Below are 18459 nucleotides of genomic sequence, written 5' to 3'. Positions count from 1 at the left end.
GCAGCGAAGGCAGACCAAACAGCGGTAGACAATGCGTTGGCAGCCAAAGCAGATACGGCAACGGTTAATACACAGCTTGCAGCGAAGGCAGATAAGTCAGCCGTTGAAACAGCCCTACAAAGTACTTTAAAATTCAATAACTCTACGCTGTTATGGAGCTCGGCACATGAGTATAAAGTAGGTGAAGTGGCAAGACTTAGTTTTGATGGTAACTTGTATGTCGCGGTACAGAATGTACCATCAGGTAGTACTGTCAGACCAAACACACACTCAAGTCACTGGGTACTTCTAGTTGAAGGGCAGCAACCCGCAAATAATAAAGCTGTCTTTGCGACTAGCCAAGTATATTCCGGTAACTTAGGTGGTTCAACGGGTGCAGATGCAAAGTGCCAGTCTTTAGCAGATGCTAGTGATGCTGCGCCGTCAGGTGTGTATAAGGCACTATTGTCAACCTCTTCGACAACGGCAACCAGAGTAATAAAAGATGAGCATATTTATATGCGTGTTGATGGCCGTACTGTAGCTACGGGCAGTAATTTGCTATCTAGTACACCTAGCTGGGAAATTGATCTAGATGAAAATGGAAATTCAGTAACTGGTCATGTATGGACAAATACAAATAGATTTGGACAACGCATAGATTGGAGAGTGTGTAACGACTTTACAAGTTCTTCAACGGTAGATATGTACTCTAACAATGGATCGGTTGTAGGTATAATAGGAACGGGTTCATTTACTTGGTTAAATGGCACGGTCCTTAGTTGTAACAACAATGCTAGACTGTATTGTGTTCAACAATAATTAGACGTAAATGTAGAAAAGCCTATTCAATGAATAGGCTTTTCTATGGTTTAGCCCTAGTGCTGCGCGCAAGGCTTGAAATGAGTTGTATTTTACTCTTACAGTATCAATTACTGCTCTAATCTTACTTCAAACTTATCAGAATAGCGTTCCTGAATGGCTCGTGCGCGACTGCTGTCTGCAAACTTACTGTCTAATACACCGTATCTGATCCGCTCCATAAATACTTCGCCTTCACATGCTTTCTTCGAATTAATCTGAGGGTCGACAAGGCCATCTAACGTTTCTAAATTGATGCTATAGCTTCCGTCATCATCAATACTTCTCACAGTTGTGCCGGTACTTGTATTATTTCCTTCATTGTTTTTACATGTGATGGTCAGCATTAAATCGAGCGCTGTGTCTGTCGCATCATCAGGTGTCCAGTTAATCTCCACAGTTTCCTTTCTAAAAAAGGACTGATTTTTTTGTGGAGTGATAATTTTTAGCGGGGCGGGTAATTTTAGGCTTGTTTCTAAAATTTCATTCGTTTCACCTCGTACAAAGCGTACGGTGAATTGCGTGTTTTCTTGCGCAGTATTAAAAGTAGCTCGATAATCTATATCAAAAAAGTCGTCGTCTTGTTTGAGGTCTTTTGTAACGCCCGCCGCGCTTGCTTCTAGTTTATCTTTGTCAGATAGTTGAATGTTGTTACCATTGCGGCTGCTAACATTCAGCTCGGCGATTACTCTGCTGCTTTCTCCTTGTGACGTGACATAAATGTCAGCCCAAATAGCTTCCGTTTTCACATTTTCTGATTCTGTAGTTGAAGTGGAGCAACCAACCAATAGAGCAGAAATTGCCAATGCACAAGCTGAGAGTTTGATAGGTTTCATATTGGTACTCGTGATTAAGATGTGTACCTAATCTTAGTAATAATCAATTGAAACTGAAATATCAATTAACAATTTTATACAAAATCGCAAGTACTTTTACATAGTAAAGCTAAGGCATAGGTATGGGCTTTATAGAGTAATAGAACGTCCATGTTCTGCGTAAAAATCACGTACACAATATAGAAACAATATGGATAAAAAATGGATTTTTATTGGGGATCCTGTCTACAAAAACTAATTACTTTTCAGCGTATATCCAACATGTTTTGCCTGAGGCTAGTGGCGCTTTTATTCTCTGATAGCAATTTGCTTCATAATTATCAGCGTGCTTAAGTTCATCATTGGTGAGCATAAATACCGTACCCGATACGGTACTTGCTGTGTTTGAGACACGCTTCAGAATTGGATGAAATCTTTTTCCACTCGATGCAATAACTCGCTCATCGGTAATTTCAACTTCCCCTAACTCGAAGCCGATAAGTTTGTCAGAAAATCCTTCAAGCTCTCTACCAAATGTGTCTATTTGTACTTGTGTTTGTTGTAATGTGCCGTAGCTAAAAAGTGCGTGCATAGCATATCCTTCCTTAAAGTATCTTATTAAGCAACAATCTAGCACGGTCCATTCTGTATTTTAACCAGCTGTTTTTACTAAATTAATCCGGCAGGTATACGAATGTTCCATCACCGTCACCTGTGTGTCCATAAAATATAGGGTGTCTCGGTAAACCCAGATCGGTTCCCTGGTAATCACATACACCATTAGGAAACACTGTTTTCAAATAGGTTACATGTTGGTTCAAATTAACAGGTGCATACATACCTTTCGCGATTGCTTGATCGACTGGAATTAAAGGGCATTTGAACATTGTGCCATCCCAACTTCCTCCAGCTTCGATTCGGCTGGTGCTAAACATTGGAAATCGTGTTTGGCACGCTCCATTTGGTTGACTATTCCAAGTACCATCAAAGACTTGCTTTCCTGAAGCATGTATCGACCCGTCTTCGTTAAAACAACTGTCTTGAAGGTTTACTGGCTTTGACGAGGCGACTGTTTGGTTTTCTGAAGAGTAGAATGTCAGGAGCCACTGATCCATCATTTCAAATGCATGGTGAGTCGGATCATGGTCTTTGTGGGCAACCCAAATAACGTGGTTTTTACTATGACCATTGGCACTTTTAATTCTTAATCGACTATAAAAAGAGGCTGACATATGGTGCATATCTAGTTCATTTTCAAGGTAATGCCTTGCATCTATAATAGGAATGTCGACTCGGCCAATAAATACTTGGCCTGATTGGTAGGCTTTATTCATCGCCTGAATTGAACCAAGATGTCTAGGCGCAACGAGATCTTCAGGTGTGGTAATATTGTGATTCCCCCATAGTGTGAGCCAGATTGGGATTTTATGGCCAAAAGGTAGTGCAATACTTTCTTGTTGCATTTGTGCTTGAGGCTTCCAACCACCAATATTGGCATTTATATGCAAGAACTCTTCAATGGATAGTTGTTTTTTTTTGAGCGCATTCAAACCATACTGGACACCTATATTATCCCACGTACTGAGTCCGTGTCCGTTGTCGTCGATGCCAAAGACATGAGACATGTCTTGCCAATAGCTCCAGTTGGTTGAGTTTACGACATGTTCGGCAAATAGCTCTCTGATAAATCCCTGTCTAGGATTGTTAATAAATGCCGATAAGCCGAAATAGCCATTGATACACTCGCTATTCCCCTCGGGAAAGTTGGGAGCAAAGCCTGACATTAATTGGTTTAATGGCTGCAAAAACCCCGCTTTTTGCGGAAAGTTATTTATGGCATTCATGCCCTCGATGAGTCGTCGCCTTTCCCAGTTACGCCAGGCTTTTTTATCGTTAGCCCTAAAAGTAAAGTAGTTGTTTAACAGATCGCAATCTAGTGCATAGGTTGTCTGCGTGATCATATCTGGATAGCTGTAAAGTGGAATTAAGCCGTCTAGAATCCCTGTGCTATTTTGAGCTATTAGGTATTGTGCTAACCCGCCGCCAGAGCCTCCCACACCTACAGTGTAAAGGGGGTTTCCATAAAGGCTAACAAACTGTTTCTTGACTCGCCTAGCGGTATCTTCTGCCAACAACATGTTGTAGGTGTAACTGGTTTTGTTACCACTGGAGCTTATTACCGCATAGCCTTGCAATAATTGATTCGCTTGGCGTGTCATGACCCGAGAAGCCTTTTGTCTGCCTTGGCGAAATCCTATTCCCGAACCACCATTAAATTGATAGATTAGTCGCTTGTTCCACTGAGATTGCGCCAATCTATCGTCAACTTCCCGCGTGCTAACTGGCATAACAATGGTATAAATAAAACGATTTATAGAACCTTGTTCCACTCTAAATAATGGTAGGTGAGTTTGCTTTGCTGCCAATGCGCTGTCTAGGCGAGTTGCTCTAAATCCATCTTCTTGCTTTACAAGTGTGTAATAGTTAATGATCGTTTTAATAGAACAATCTTTGCTGTAACCGATAATTTCTTCATCGCGATACACTGGCACACCCAAGCCCTGTTGGTTATCAACTTCAGGCTGACCAAGCTGAGAATCTCTAGTCATGCAGTAGAAAGGGTATTGATTAGGCCCTGAGTAGAGGCTTTGTGTCGGTCCAATTTCACCTACAGCTATGGGAAATTTAAAATGTTCGTCCGGCCTGTCGATTAAGGATATATGAGGTTCAATACTCAGCAAAAAGTTTTCTTGTGGTATAGCTTTGTTTTGTACTGCGAACTTTCTGTCTTCATTTGGTACCTCAATTTGCAGCCAAACTAACCAAGCGAGCAAAGGAAGCAAGACTATAATGACCAGTAACTTTTTCAGCATACGTACCTCTAATCATCGGCTTCACTAATTCAAGTTTAGGATTTCTAATTAGTGCTCGTTGTTATTTGTTTGTTATTTATAGTAAATCGAATTGGACGATGGAAATTAAAAGGCAATAAATTAATATGTTAGGGCAAAAGTGGATGGGTTATGGCAGCCTACCTTTGATTTAGACTGCAACTTGAAAAATTCATGCGCTACTTATCTGCTGCGTTTTTTCCGTCTTTTTAGCCAAATGTATCCACCTGTTACTGCGAGCAATACAGGCATAAATCCAAAAAACGCCCATAGAGCTTTTGAATAATACCCGCCAAAGTTACCAAAATGAAGCTTTCTAAATGTGTCTATCATTACCGGAACAAAGGTCTGATCACGAATATCATAAGCAAAAATGAAACCTCCATTTTGAGCATCATATGAGACCGTGCTCGCGTAATCACTGATTAGCGGGTTACCGTTATCTACTTTGCCATACAAAGTGATTGGTTGTTTGGGCTCACTGGGCATAAGTACATAAGTTGTTTCAAAATTAGGTATGTGGTTAGCCGCTTGAGAAAACAGTCTATCGAAATCAATTGAGTCATTATAGAGTCGCTCAACAACATGGTGGTGCTCGTCACCACCTTGGTGTTCTTGCCACTCGTGAACATATATTGCGATGTTGTAATAGCCGCCAGTAACACCGAGCACTAACAATATGGGGGAGGCGAGTGTACCTGCCATTTTATGTACATCGCTGAATACGAATAACAATTTTGCATTCCATCGCAAAGTAAAAACTCGACGCCAGAATTTGCGATAGATAATAAGTCCAGAGATGCCAAGAAAAATGAGCACAAGTGCAAATAAACTTGTGAAAGCTGTACCTAAGTCTTCATCTAAGCCTTTTATGTCATTTAAGAGTAGGGTGTAATGAAGCTCAAGTAGCCAATCTGTCAGGTAATGATTGAGTTCAACAGGGTGGCTAATTACTTGGCCTGTAAATGGGTTTAAATGTGCTTTGTACCAATAATCAGTGCCTTTTTTGATGAGGTATATGCGATCAGCTTCGGTATAAGAGGTGTGAGCTTCACTGAGAATTTCCCAGCTACCTAGCTCATACTGAGGTAACTGTGTATTGATATTTTTAATTAAAGTATTCATAGCGAGCCTTTCATTGCTGGCTATAACCTGCGTAAATTCTGACATGAGCAACATGTCTAGCTCTTTTTTAAATACTAATAGGCTGCCAGTAAAGCTAATTAGAATAAATGGTAATAGGCAAATAAATCCCAGCCAACCATGCAGCTTATGCAGTTTTTTCTTGGACATAATGGAGTTCGCTTAGTGTTCGAATTATGGTGCGATTGAGATTTTATAATTCTTGATTGTTAAGATAGTTGATTTTATTTGTATGATAATAAAAACGATAATGGATATCAATTCCATATTTTTTGTGCGCTTTAGAATTGATATCAGGGTTACATCATTTGGGGTTTAGCAATAATTTCGCTAACTATTTGGCCGTTTTGAGATCCCCTCATGAACTAAAATCGAGGCCGTGAAATCGATGTTCTATATTGGCTCTGTGGTCGGTGTTTTCTTTAATAAAAGTTCCTGCGAGCATTTCTTCTCGTTGAAGTTCCAGCGAGCTTTGTTGTTCATTAATCAATTTTTTCAGTTTTTCTTTGTCAGAGGTTTGTAGTACCTGAGAGTTCAAAACGTCTTTTTCGGCAAGGTTGAGCATCTCAATACGAATGCCAGCTTCTTTATACTCCAAGAAATCAATACCTAGGCTTCCAAACAGTAGGGCTTGGTTTACTTCATGAGGCTCTATTTTAACTTCTATAGGCATATCCATAATCTCAATCATGACTTCTCTATAAAGTTGTATTTCCTGTTCTTGTATGTCAGCGCTTGTATCGATCAATTCCTTAGCTGTTTTTAAAGCCTGATTGTAGTAGCTTTTGGCTTGTTCTGATATTTCATCGTAGTCAGTGTTGAGTGAAATTGGCATAACATAGTCAGGGTTTGTATTTTCTGGCTTAGCAACCAAAGCGTCTTGCAGCACTTTAGTAAAAGCCGCGTGTCCATCGATGCTTTTTTGTGTTGCCGATTGCTGTACTTGTTCTAACTGAGTGTTATTTTGCGAGGTGGTTATGTTCATCAAAGCATCCTTTTTTGGCACGCTCGGTGATTAATATCTAATTATTTGAGCTGAGCAAATCATATGTGTTGTCTAAGCAAATAAAGCAATAAGTAAACCAACTTAGTATTATAAAGAAGATGTATTTCTAATGTGCATAGCAATATGAACTAAGCCAAGTACTCTGGGGGGTAAAGTCATGAAAGTGTTAAAAATTAAGCTCTAAGCAAGGAGAGAAAGAGGCGGCAATTTGCCGCCTCAGATAACGTATTTTAGAACTGATAATTGAAAGTCAGCTTGAAGTTACGCTCATCACCCGGTAAACCACCCAAGAATAGTGCTTTACTGTAATAAGTTTCATCAGTTAAGTTTTCAATATTAAACTGAACATGGTACACATCAAAGTGGTATGCCGCCGCCATATCCCAGCGTGTATAGCTGTCGACTTTAGCCGTAGGTAGACCAAATGAAGGGTGGTTTACCGTACGCTCACCAACATAATTTACGCCAAGGCTGATTTCGAAATCGCCTGATGTAAATTGTGGTACCGTGTAACTTAACCAAGCGCCACCCATCTTTTCAGGTACACCTTTTTTAGCTGCTTCTCGTTTAGCTGGGTCGCTTTCTTGATTTTTGATTGAAACAGCATCTTGATACGTGGCATTGACGTTCAATTTCCAAGCATCTGCAAGCGCCAGGTTCAAATCTAGCTCTACGCCCTTTGTCGTTTCATTGTTATCGTACTTGTATTGAGGAATACCGGTATTAAACTCAGGACCTTTTTGGTCGTCATATTCAGGGTTTGAATATCTCAAGTTTGTGCGCTTAGTTTCAAATACAACAAGTGAACCAAGTAAGTCCTCGTCAAAGGCTGTAAAACGAATACCAAGGTCAAGAGTTTTTGATTCTGAGTCAGGTGGGTTTGGCGTTTTTACGCCATCCGTAACAGAATTAAGGATGCCAAAAGCAGTTCGGCCTTTACCTACATTAACGAATGCCGAAAGTTCAGGCATGACCTGATAGTTAATGCCAAATGTATACGTAGTACCCGCATCATCTGTGTCATTTTCAGGTAAGACTTCTTGCGTACGAGCCGTACCTAAGTGCTGGTATTGTTGCTCAATACCAGTGTAAGCAAATCCAGCTCTCATTGTAAGTGCATCGGTTAGGTACAGTACTTCTTGTACACCAATGCCATATGCTTGTACTGACTTATTGTAGTTGCTTCTTACAATTGGGTCGTAATCCATAAATTCGCCGGTTCCCCAGTTCGGATTGCGAATGTCCAGAATATATGGAATGGCATTACCAGATTTGTTGCCGTCGCCGTCATATGCGGACCATTGCTTAAAAGCCATGCTACGGTTTTCAAAATTTGCACTCACTAAGTGCTCACCACTGATATCGCCATAGCTCCAACCTAGTTGAAGATCAGCAAAATACTGCCAAGTTTTTTCATCAGAGAGGGCTCTACGATATTCTTGACGGCGTGCTGAAAATGGATGAAGTTCACCGTCGTTTGTTACAAGTGGCCCACGCGGATTTGCATTGATGATTGAACCATGGGTTCTGTCAGATCGGTCCCAGTATACATAATTATATGCACCTGTTTGGCGTACTAAATCTGACTCATACTTACGCCAGAGAACTTGCTGAGTAAGCGTTGAGTCTTCACCGAAATACCAGTCATGACGCACTTTAAAGCGCAGCTCTTGACCCTCATTCGGTGTAGAAAGTGGAGAGATTAAGCTTGTATCCCCTAAGTCGTAAGGTCTCAAGCCATCTGTCGTTGAAATTGATTTTGCTAGCTGTTCACGTTGTGCTTTAGTAAGTTGAATTCCAAGGTATTTCTTATTGCTATCTTCATCGATAATGAATTTAGGGTCGTTAGGTACATCGTCACCGGTCAGTGCTCTAGGTGAACCGTCAATGCTGTCCCAGTTTACGATTCGTACAGGGTCGCCCACTGAATCTACTTGAACGGCATCATCAATGTATGCTGAAGAGAAAAGGAGTTCGTGGTCTTTTGATGCAACAAACTTAACGCTTGCGTATACCTCGTCGCGATCTTGTTGCAAGTCGCGATAACCATCACTGCGTTCATGGTTTACTACTATTCGGTACGCTAAATCGTCAGTGATTGCGTTTGTTGCATCAAGCATGATGCCGTATGTGTTCCAGCTACCAACTTTTGTGCTTACTTCGTAAGCCTCTTCAAATTGTGGCTTTTTCTCGATTAGATTGACTACACCACCAGCCGCACCAATACCATATAGGCCAGTGGCTGGGCCTTTTAGTACTTCCATACTCTCAATATTAGTCATTGAACGAGTTGGGTTATAGTTATTACCTAAACTTGCACCACCATACATGCCATCGTATGTGTAATTTACACCAAGGCCACGGATCGCTAGGTTGTCACCAATACCGTAGTTGTTTCCCGCTTGGCTAAAACCACTTACATTGCGGATTGCATCTTGTAAGGTGTTTGCAGTTTGCGAGTCTAGTAGCTCTTTGTCTACAACAACGACAGCAGCAGGTGTTTGCATTAGCGCCATGTTAGATTTAGTCGCAGTGCCTGATTCCAAAATCAGAGCATTGTGTTTGTTATATACGCTGATGCGCTCAATGTCAGCTTCCGCTTTATCAGCCGCATGTGCTGTTGCAACAACACCACCAAGCAAGGCAACTTTAACCGCAGTTGCGACGACACTTTTTGAATTTAGTGAACGAGAGAATTGCATATTACACTCCATACTACGCAATATGATTGTTTATTCGCAGAGAGCGCGCATACTAACAGTGATGGCAAATGATAACAACTCTCATTTGCGTTTAATAAAAGTTGCTAAAGTTACAGGGTGTTAATGGTTTTGTTGAATGTTGTTTTAGTGTATTTGAGTGGTGTGTATTTGTTTCTTGGTTTGTGATTTAAGTTGAATAAATAATTTTTAATGTAATGAGTGTTTATTTGGTTAAAGAGCTTGTTACTGGTCGTATAAGATTGAAAACTACATATTTTCTTTCTCACATGTAGCAATTTTTTACGAGTTCTATATAGTGGGCAAGGTTTTTATTAGCCTCGTGTTCAAAGTGTGAATCCAGCGTGGTTACAGAGACGACTCTGTCGAGTCTGAACTCCCGATACGCTTTTCTGAGTAAACAGTATGCGATGACAGTCCATTTTCCACCCCAATAAATGAGTCCTAACGGTTCAATTGTTCTTTCACTTATGTCTTGTTTCACATCTTTGTAAGTCATTGATAGGTGATTCCTAGCTTCAATGGCTTCGCGTAAAACTTTGTTGTGTGTTTGACATGTTTCATCGTGGCTAAACCCTAGAGCATAGTAGGGGAGAGTGTCATTGAGTTGCTTCAGTATATTTGGCAAGACCGCTTCGATTTTAGCGATTGCCGATTGTGCATGTTTAGCTTGATCTGGGTCAGTCCACGCACTGAGCATTCGACTGCCGATCAGCAGCGCCTGTAGTTCTTGCACCGAGAACATCATAGGAGGAAGATCGCAGTCATGGATCAGGTAGCCTATGCCCGCTTCTCCCTCTACGGGAACACCAGACGTTTGTAGGTTTTGAATGTCGCGGTAGATTGTACGCTCAGACACTGCGAGCTTTTCAGCTAGCTGTTTTGCTGTTACTGCAACTTTGCGTCCTTTTAGCAAATTTACAAGTTGAAATAACCGTTCCGATTTATGCACAATCTACCTCTTTTTATTTAAGCATCGCAGCTTTTTGTCAACACGGTATGATGACTGATCCCAACTGACTCTTTATCGACTAAAGCACAGAATGCTTGGCACACTTCTACTTCTTCAAATGCAGCCTGCATTTTCTTGTTATCTTCTAATGTTTCCCAGTAGCTGATATCCACGAATGTATCAGTATCAGCTTGATGAGCCAATGAACGATACAAAAAACCGGATTGTTTGGCTGAAAATTCCTCAAAAGCTGCGCTTTTCTCTAGCATTTGCTCAGTAGATACGCCTGCATTTAACTTGAATGTTACGATTTCAATTATGTTCTGTTTCATTTTATAGATCCTTATGTTTGGAGGCTCCATTAAAACAAAAGGCTATGTCAGGGAGTGTCAGGAGAGAGCTATAGGTAAGTTGCTTAACCTGAGTATGTCTAGTTAAATTAATAGGCTGAGTGATAACAAACTTGTTTATTACTTGCTACGCAGAGGAGGCTTTTTTCCGTGGTTTTTTACAATCACAAATGCAAAACGCTTTACAGCATCATCAATTTGGGCAGAGTAGTACGGTAGTATGTTCAGGCCTTTTATTTGCGGTGGTGCACTTACCCGGAGGGTTGGCGTATACAGTGCTCGCTTCGCTGTTAGGTATAGGTTGTGCATATGGTTATCAAAAAACTAATAATATTTTGGTACCTATTTACATACATTTTGTGTTTAATCTGATGCACTTTTGCTTTTTTACTTACCCGTTTTTAGCTTAAATAACGTTAAGCTAATGGGTTTTAAAAATAGGGAATAATTTTAATAAAAAACAGGGGACAATTGACTTTTCAAAGTTTAAAGAATCGTCAATTAAGTGAAATATGGTCACCTAAACACCTGTTTCTAGTTAATCGAAGGGTTTGAGTAGTTTCAAAATAACTTTTACTCATGCACGTAAACAGAATCAAAAGTAACTATAAAAACTGGGGGAGAATAATGATTAGAACGCTTATTTTAGCAACAGGTCTGACGCTTTTATCAAGCACAGTGTTTAAAGTGAGTGCACAAGAATTTACCACACCACAGGCAGCCGTAAACTCCTACATTAAAGGGGTTAGTGAAGGTGTTGGCAAGAATGTTGAAGCAGCATTTCAAGAAACAGCGACAATTCAATTTTTTGATGGAGGAAATAAGTTTCATAATTTTGACCGTAACCAATTCGTTAAAATGGTAGATACTGGAAATAAGTGGAATGCTAAGATTGAAATCACTAAGCTTCTGAGAACTAAAAATGCAGCCAATGCAACTGTCGAGTTCACTTGGGGTGAAAATAAACAGCACGGTTATGTCGACTATTTGAATTTAATCTTTGATGGCAAAAAGTGGCAAATTACAAGCAAAGTGGCGCAGTATGTAGCGAGAGGAAGTGCTAAGAAAGGCGCTGTAGAGTAAAGTCGCTTTTAGTATAGAGTGCTTGTACTCTAATAATTGCCCAGCTTAATACGGGGCCTCTTACCTAAATTATGTTTGTTTATCAAAAAGAGCCTCGTAATTTGTAGCTCCGCGTATTTTTGATATGTTGCAAAGGCAATGCAACATATCAATATTTACTAGGGTAATAGGCTCCGTTAGCACGAATGGTCGAAATCCAGTGCTCATAAATTTCATTGGCACTGTCGAGCTCTTCCGCTGTAAGTTTTAGATACTGCCTTTGCTCAAACTTTGTATGGCGATTATACGTGTCGCCATTGTCAGTGAACTGAGCAATTACTTTGTTCAATGCATAAGAGTTTGCAAGGCTATTTTGGGTTAGCTGTTGTGAGTGGTATGAATAAGATAGGTTTTTTAGTGCTAACTCATTGCCATGCAAACCAGCTTGTTTCACAAAAGATACCTTTTGTTCAATGAAAGCATCTCGTTTATGTATGTATTTATCTCGCGTCAATGAGTTAAACCCTTGATATTTTATATAAAACTCTGGAGTAATTGCAGCGAAATATTCTAGTGCAGCGACCGAACAGCTATTCGCGGCATCTGCTAAATATGAGAAAAATTGGCTGCGCTCTGACTGAGTGATCTTATTACAATAATTGAATTTTTCTATTAAGGAGCCTGTAGATGAAGCGGTGTCACTGTAGCTGGCAATTTCATTTAGCTTTTTTTGCAGGGCAGTATCATCAAGAGACGCAGAAAAGCAATATTTCAGATTCCTAGCGATTATATATTTTGCCTCTGCATCTCCATTTTTAGCTGCGATTTTTAAAGCCATGAATAAGCCATAAAAATTATTGAGTAACTTCTAATGAGGTTTCTCCATGACTGCAATCTGACCTGAATACGTTATTGGCGCGTCAGATATTTCTTCTGACGCGATGTGCTCGTGTGGTGATGTGGTGTTGTTATTTGGTTGGGTTGAAGGTGTTCTTTTTTTACTCTCAATATGTGCAACAGCGGGTTGGTGTTGCGGCATATCTTTTGGGAAAAATCTAAGCGAGATCATTACCATCAGTACTAGAAAGATGAAGAGTAATATCAGGGCTTTTTTCTTTATAGTTATATTGGTCAATGCTCGTTACTCTACTTTATCTAATTTGACGTCAGCAATAGAAATAATATAGAAGTCGCGAATAAATAGAAATAGGTGAACTTTTTATATGGATGATATTAGTCTGAGCACAATGTGGGTTGGATAATAATGGCTTATGCTCCCATGGGTCTTGGTCAATGTAATTTTTGCATCTAGGCAAGGCCCATCGATAATTGTATAAACTCTTTAAGGTTCCTAATTGAGTTAGCTAAGCTAACGAAACTTCGGTAAACTCGCCGCTCACAATCTCAAAGAGGTGAATATGGAATTATCTGCATGGTTGAGCTTGGCGCTGATTTGTACCTTGGGGGCAATGTCGCCAGGCCCTAGTTTAGCTGTCGTTGTACGACATAGTATCAATGGGGGAGCTAAATCTGGAATTGCGGCCAGTGTGGCACATGCACTCGGTGTAGGTAGCTATGCGGCATTGTCTATATTGGGTCTTGCCAGTTTGATTTCTCAGTTTCCAGTGTTGTACACAGGACTATTGTACTTGGGGGCAGCATATTTAGCTTATCTAGGGTTTAAGATCCTCACAAGCGAATCATCTGGTAGCAACGACGCACAAAGTGAGCGTGTGGCTAGCAATTGGCTAACCGCAGCGAAAGAAGGGGTTATGGTCGCGTTTATTAACCCTAAAACAGCAATCTTTTTTGTCGCTTTGTTTTCTCAGTTTATTGACCCTGAGGCTATGACTGTATCTTTGGCCTTTCTGATGTGCTTTACAGTGTTTGCGATTGACGCGATATGGTTTGTTTTTGTGTCGATTGCCACATCTTCAGCCAACGAAAAGTTAAATTTGCAGTCTCGCCAGTCTGTCATTTCAAAAGTACTGGGTGCAGCCTTTTTACTTCTAGCAGCGAGAGTTTTGTATCAAACTTTCTAATCTAAGGTGCCTTATTGAATCGTTAGGAATTAATAGGCAGTCTTTTGCCGCTCAAAAGTAAGGCGCTTGAGAGCGGCTCTTTACGTACTGGCTCAATATTAGCAATTTTAGTACGGGGTTAGCTCGCGTAGCTTTTGAAAATTGTAAGCCGACTTGGTGTTTAGCCCTAGAAACGGCTCGTTCTACCTGAATATTAATTTCTAACCCACAAGTAAGCTCTAAGCAGGCTTGCCCATGCAAGAACAGTTCGACACACATATGACTATTTAGAGGAAACGTGATAACACAAGCCCCGGAAAGTGAAAGGCTGTCTACAGTAAATAAAAGCTTCGGGCTATCATTGTTGCTAGCCAGTTTCATTGTAATTTTAGGGGATGGGTGAAAGCGCCAGTTACGTGGAAAACCATCGTCGTCAATAATATTGGGCAATTGGTCGATGAGAGTGAGCAAAGCCATTTCATTCTCATTTGCTTCATGTGGCAGCCTTTGAGACATATCTTTAGTAAATAGTTTGAGTAAGCTGTTGGCGTCAAATGATTGCAACGCAACATGTTGATCATGCGAGAGTAGTAGACTAAGCGGGTCGTACATTATTAGCTGCACTAATAGCCCTTGTATTTTATTCCTTTGCTGTGAATCAGAAACTACTTGGCTATTGATTTTTTCCAAGTAGGGTCTCTCTACAACTTCATGTATGTAGTCCAATTCATCTTGCGTTAATTTCATCGCTCACAACTCACCCTAGTAAGTATGTAATTACTCAGCAATATACATACCGTTTTATTGCGAATTTTGAAATTAAGCGGCGCTGCGGTGAAACAGCGCCGTGCGCAGGTGTATTATCTACGAAGTGTACCGCTGAACCTAGCGTGATGGTCCGGGCTATCTTCATTTTCAAGTACAGTTGGGTGTGACAGCTTGATAACATCCACATTCCAACCATCGTCTATTTCAGATGTCGGTGTAATTACGTAAGCTTCTATTGCAAGGCCTGCACTGGGAGTGACTGCTTTCAAATTAAGCTGACCAAGCGTCACAGTCCATGTGAAGGAGCGGGTTTGGCCATTCGTGATGAAATCAGCCGTACCATTACTGTACATATCAATGTAGTGGGTTACATCTCCATCTTTAAGCGCAAAGCGCTCATATTTGAGTTTGTATGGGTCTAGATAAGGCTGCGTACTATTGGGCATGACACGAACGACTGCCCCAACTTCATTAGTATCTTTCCAATGCAATACATCTGGACCAGCTTGATACAAGAAGAAGGTCGTGTCATCGGTATTCAGCTGGTTTAATTCGTAAGTTAGCTCGGTGAAACCTGAATCAGCATTGTACACATAGGAGCCATAGTTAATTCCTGGACCATCAGACATCGCAGGGTTGTATTCGGCTTCAAAAAACTTGTTATCAGGCAAAAACACGTTTACAAAGACTTTGTCTGTACTGAGTGGGTATTCGATAAAGCCACCAACCCTCGGTTCGTTTGCGTCAACCAAGCGCTCTAAAACGGTGGGACTTTCTCCTTGAACGTCGAGTGTAAGTTGGTTGTTTGCAACCGTGGCAACGTGCATAAGGCTGGAATCAAAGCCATAAACGCCGTTAGTATCAATGACCTTAGATACCATTAACTCTCCGCTAGATTCATTCCAAGTTAGGCTGCCAATTTCCAGCCCTGCAAATCCTTGCGGATCTTGGTCGGACTTCAATTCCATATGCACCCATATGCCATCACGGATCACAAGGACAAAATCTGGGGAACTGGGCATATACCAAGTACCATCTATAGCCAATGATGTCGTGGCTGGGGTAGGGGTGGACAGAGAACGAGAGGCTACGGCAGAATCAAAATACAGATTTCGGACCTCTCCTGAATCACAGCTGGTACCTTCTGGATAGCCACATACATTGAGATACTCTCTATCGAACATGTTGAGTTTAGTGACGCCAACGGCGCCCGCTTGATCAAGCTTCAAGAGCCCTTGAGCAATGGAGTAAGTGCCTATTTCATTGCCGTTAGTTAACACGACGCGAGACGTTGAGTTATCTGCATTGGTTTTTATTGTAAATTGATTGGAGAGCACCTGACTGTCTTCAATAAAATACATAAACTTGTTGTCTAACCAAAAATAGTCAAATTGCGTCAAGGTTGACTGGCCTTTAAGGTACTGCACAACTCTTGAGCTGTTTGGGCTTGTTGCAGGGTAACTGACACGTGCAAACCATGAGTTATTGTTGCGCGTTATCACTTCAATTTTTTGGTGCCACTGGAGGCTACATTGTTCGCTGGTGGCATTTTCAGAGCACTGGCGAACCGACATGCCGGTGTCTGACGAACTATCAAGGTAGTTCACCATGTCAAGCGTTCGACCAGAGATATGCCATGCATCTCTTAAGTTACTCAAGAAATAATAGGAAGCGCCATTTACATAATTGTCGATAAAATTGTTTCGTAATTCAGACGAGCCGTAATGTTCTCTAAAGCGCCCTAAAGCATCACTTTCAGTAAGCGTAATTTGTTGCTCCGGCAGCATCAAGCCGCTGCGCCTTCTATGGTTTTCTGAGTCTGTTTTCTCGGTTGTAGCCCAGAACTGATACCCTGTATGAACGCCCTTAATCATCCAGTAAGTAAATGATTTAGCTGCAAGTGTATCGGTGGCGGATAAGGTAATAGTTAAAACATTATTACCTATTGACCAAGAAAGTGAGCGAGATGCACCTGATGGAGTTTGTGCACTGCCGGTGCCATCGCTGTTAAAGGTAACTTTGCTTGCAAACTTGCCTGTTTCAACATAATACAATGCGTTGATGTACCAATCGCCACTGAATTTGCCACCATCAGGTGTGATTGTATTGCTCTTCTCAATCATTGAAAGCTCTGCCGGGCGGGAGACATCATTGCGTAACACGGTGCCTTCGCCTTCGCTAACGACAGTAATTTCGTCGCCTATGAAGTTGATGCTGATTGCCTTAGCTATCGGGTTTTCATCGATAACAGTAAAGGTTGCGCTCTTATATTTGAACTGACACACAAACTGTGAGCCACCGCTGTCTGCGCAAGGAAAGCCGTTGCTGCGGACATCGTCTACAAATGTAATACTTACAAGGCCTTGTTCGTTCTGAGTCCACGTTATATTACCGCTGGAATAATCGGCAAAAGTACCAGTGTTGTCGGTGCTTAATGTGGCCTCCAAAAATAAGTCTTCAAATCGACTAGTCGAGCCTATTAAAAAGTCACCGGTAATGCCAGACTGGCCACTATCTACTAAGTCGCCATCGTCTTTTATTTCATTTTTAGTGCTGTCAATTAGGGATGGGTTTTGCTCATTAATGGTGTTCGTCAAGTCATCGACCGCAGTTTGACTAGATACCAAATCGAACGTTGAGTTTACACCTGGGGGCAAATCAAATTCATTGTCACCTTCGCCATCTACCACTATTTTTATGAGTGCAGCAAGCGTGAGCTTTTCATCTGCGTCTATGCCCACTAGGGCTTGGTTAAGTACGCTTTGAGATTGCGGGACGCCAACTTCCTTAGTTATCAATGCATACTCAGATGTGGTTACATTAGTAATATTTACACCAAAGTTGTCATCTTTATCTAACACTCCGTCTTCACCTGCCTGTGATTGTATCGAAGCAAAGCTGGGCAGCTGCGAATAAAATTCGACTTCAGACTGTGTGGTTCCGCCTTTTGCTCTGATGCGAACCAAGTCATTATCCATAGACTCGTCCACATCTAGTGTGTGAGTATATTTACCTTCTGCATCGGCAGCCAATTCAAAGTTTTGATCGCCAATAATGATCGTTAAAGCGGCATTAGGTATTGGCCCATCTGTCACCAATCCTGTGATTGTGACCGACTTAACAATGCGCGACACACTCAAGTTGAAGTCAGCGCTAGCTGTGGCGCTGTCATCATCAGTAACGGTTACGCGAAGTGTCATAGTTATATCTTCGGTGATGTCAGGAGTGGTAAATGTCACCGTTTGGGTAGTGGAGTTTGTCAGAGTTGTTGATGGACCCGAAACAATTTGCCATGAGTATGATTCTACAGAGCCATCACTATCACTGGCTTGTGCCGTGAGTGAAATCTCTTTTTGTTCTTGTATGGAGTTCTCGCCACTTATTGAAACTGTTGGTGCATTGTTTTGTGGCTGTGTGGGGGTTGGCGGATTGCCCGAATCTCCACCTGATGAGCCACCACAACTAGCAACAAGCATACTTAGCACCAAAGTACTGACAAGATGCATCCGTTTGCATGAATAAAACATATTATTGTTCCTCTTGAAACGCACGATACAATCTGTGCAGATTATGTATGGTTTAATGTTTCGCTCACTAAAGCATAGTAAATGGTCGTAATTCGTACAGCCAACTTGGCAATTAAGTTGATGCCATTTTTATGTTGCAAATCTTATATATTTTGAAGTAGTGTTTATCGACAATGTCTTTATTATTTTCAGCGGCTTAGAAGTGTTTCTGGCTTAATTTTTAAATTATAAAATCATCTTATTAACACTTTGTTGATACGTTAACTGGTACGCTGAGTTTATATATTCTTTAAATGGGGTGTTGCGCCCCTGATAATCAGGATTATTTAGGTTTTTTAGGCTGAAATTTTATATTTATTATAAG

Annotated in this window: 16 protein-coding genes; 4 read left to right on the top strand and 12 right to left on the bottom strand. The window is 41.1% G+C overall.

What is annotated here, in order from left to right:
* On the top strand, positions 1–801 hold an 801-nt coding region (locus tag N482_RS04875; RefSeq protein ID WP_155730481.1), incomplete at its 5' end, for a DUF1554 domain-containing protein.
* Between the two features lie 110 nt (positions 802–911).
* Here the strand turns inward: N482_RS04875 and N482_RS04870 are convergent.
* From N482_RS04870 to N482_RS04835, 8 genes are all read right to left on the bottom strand, one after another.
* A complete protein-coding gene (locus N482_RS04870; RefSeq protein WP_063376008.1) occupies positions 912–1676 on the bottom strand; it encodes a hypothetical protein in 765 nt (254 codons plus the stop codon).
* A 238-nt stretch (positions 1677–1914) separates the two neighbouring features.
* The gene (locus N482_RS04865; RefSeq protein ID WP_063376007.1) at positions 1915–2247 is read right to left on the bottom strand and encodes a gamma-glutamylcyclotransferase family protein; all 333 of its coding nucleotides are present in this window, start codon (positions 2245–2247) and stop codon (positions 1915–1917) included.
* Positions 2248–2329: 82 nt separating this feature from the next.
* Positions 2330–4528, bottom strand: coding sequence for a DUF6351 family protein (locus tag N482_RS04860; protein ID WP_063376006.1), 2199 nt, complete (start codon positions 4526–4528; stop codon positions 2330–2332).
* 201 nt (positions 4529–4729) lie between these two features.
* Entirely contained in the window at positions 4730–5839 is a 1110-nt protein-coding gene (locus N482_RS04855) for a PepSY-associated TM helix domain-containing protein (protein WP_063376005.1), read from the bottom strand.
* A gap of 208 nt (positions 5840–6047) precedes the next feature.
* Entirely contained in the window at positions 6048–6674 is a 627-nt protein-coding gene (locus tag N482_RS04850) for a hypothetical protein (protein ID WP_063376004.1), read from the bottom strand.
* A 251-nt stretch (positions 6675–6925) separates the two neighbouring features.
* Positions 6926–9397 (bottom strand): TonB-dependent receptor, encoded by a 2472-nt coding sequence (locus tag N482_RS04845; RefSeq protein WP_063376003.1) that lies wholly within the window; start codon positions 9395–9397, stop codon positions 6926–6928.
* A gap of 283 nt (positions 9398–9680) precedes the next feature.
* Complete coding sequence (locus tag N482_RS04840; RefSeq protein WP_063376002.1) at positions 9681–10367, bottom strand: helix-turn-helix transcriptional regulator; 687 nt, start codon at positions 10365–10367, stop codon at positions 9681–9683.
* A gap of 17 nt (positions 10368–10384) precedes the next feature.
* A complete protein-coding gene (locus N482_RS04835) occupies positions 10385–10699 on the bottom strand; it encodes an antibiotic biosynthesis monooxygenase family protein (protein WP_063376001.1) in 315 nt (104 codons plus the stop codon).
* A 119-nt stretch (positions 10700–10818) separates the two neighbouring features.
* Here N482_RS04835 and N482_RS26055 point away from each other — a divergent pair, with 119 nt between their 5' ends.
* Positions 10819–11127, top strand: a complete 309-nt coding sequence (locus tag N482_RS26055) for a CPBP family intramembrane glutamic endopeptidase (RefSeq protein ID WP_081227758.1) — start codon at positions 10819–10821, stop codon at positions 11125–11127.
* 217 nt (positions 11128–11344) lie between these two features.
* A complete protein-coding gene (locus N482_RS04825; protein WP_063375999.1) occupies positions 11345–11800 on the top strand; it encodes a nuclear transport factor 2 family protein in 456 nt (151 codons plus the stop codon).
* Positions 11801–11948: 148 nt separating this feature from the next.
* Here the strand turns inward: N482_RS04825 and N482_RS04820 are convergent, their stop codons facing one another.
* On the bottom strand, positions 11949–12617 hold the full coding sequence (locus N482_RS04820) for a hypothetical protein (RefSeq protein ID WP_063375998.1): 669 nt from the start codon (positions 12615–12617) through the stop codon (positions 11949–11951).
* 30 nt (positions 12618–12647) lie between these two features.
* On the bottom strand, positions 12648–12848 hold the full coding sequence (locus N482_RS04815; protein WP_063375997.1) for a hypothetical protein: 201 nt from the start codon (positions 12846–12848) through the stop codon (positions 12648–12650).
* Positions 12849–13197: 349 nt separating this feature from the next.
* On the opposite strand from N482_RS04815, the gene N482_RS04810 reads away from it, so the two are divergent.
* A complete protein-coding gene (locus tag N482_RS04810) occupies positions 13198–13821 on the top strand; it encodes a LysE family translocator (protein WP_063375996.1) in 624 nt (207 codons plus the stop codon).
* 51 nt (positions 13822–13872) lie between these two features.
* On the opposite strand, the gene N482_RS04805 is transcribed toward N482_RS04810, so the two are convergent.
* Both N482_RS04805 and N482_RS04800 read right to left on the bottom strand, forming a co-directional pair.
* Entirely contained in the window at positions 13873–14547 is a 675-nt protein-coding gene (locus N482_RS04805; protein WP_063375995.1) for a hypothetical protein, read from the bottom strand.
* Between the two features lie 113 nt (positions 14548–14660).
* Positions 14661–18044 carry a PKD domain-containing protein gene (locus N482_RS04800; RefSeq protein WP_063375994.1) on the bottom strand — a complete coding sequence of 1128 codons (3384 nt, stop codon included), beginning with the start codon at positions 18042–18044 and terminating at the stop codon, positions 14661–14663.
* Between the last annotated feature and the right edge of the window lie 415 nt (positions 18045–18459).

The organism is Pseudoalteromonas luteoviolacea NCIMB 1942, from assembly GCF_001625595.1.
In the GTDB taxonomy this organism is placed as follows: domain Bacteria; phylum Pseudomonadota; class Gammaproteobacteria; order Enterobacterales; family Alteromonadaceae; genus Pseudoalteromonas; species Pseudoalteromonas luteoviolacea_A.
Note: the sequence above shows the minus strand (reverse complement) of the source record. Positions and strands in the feature narration are given on the sequence as shown.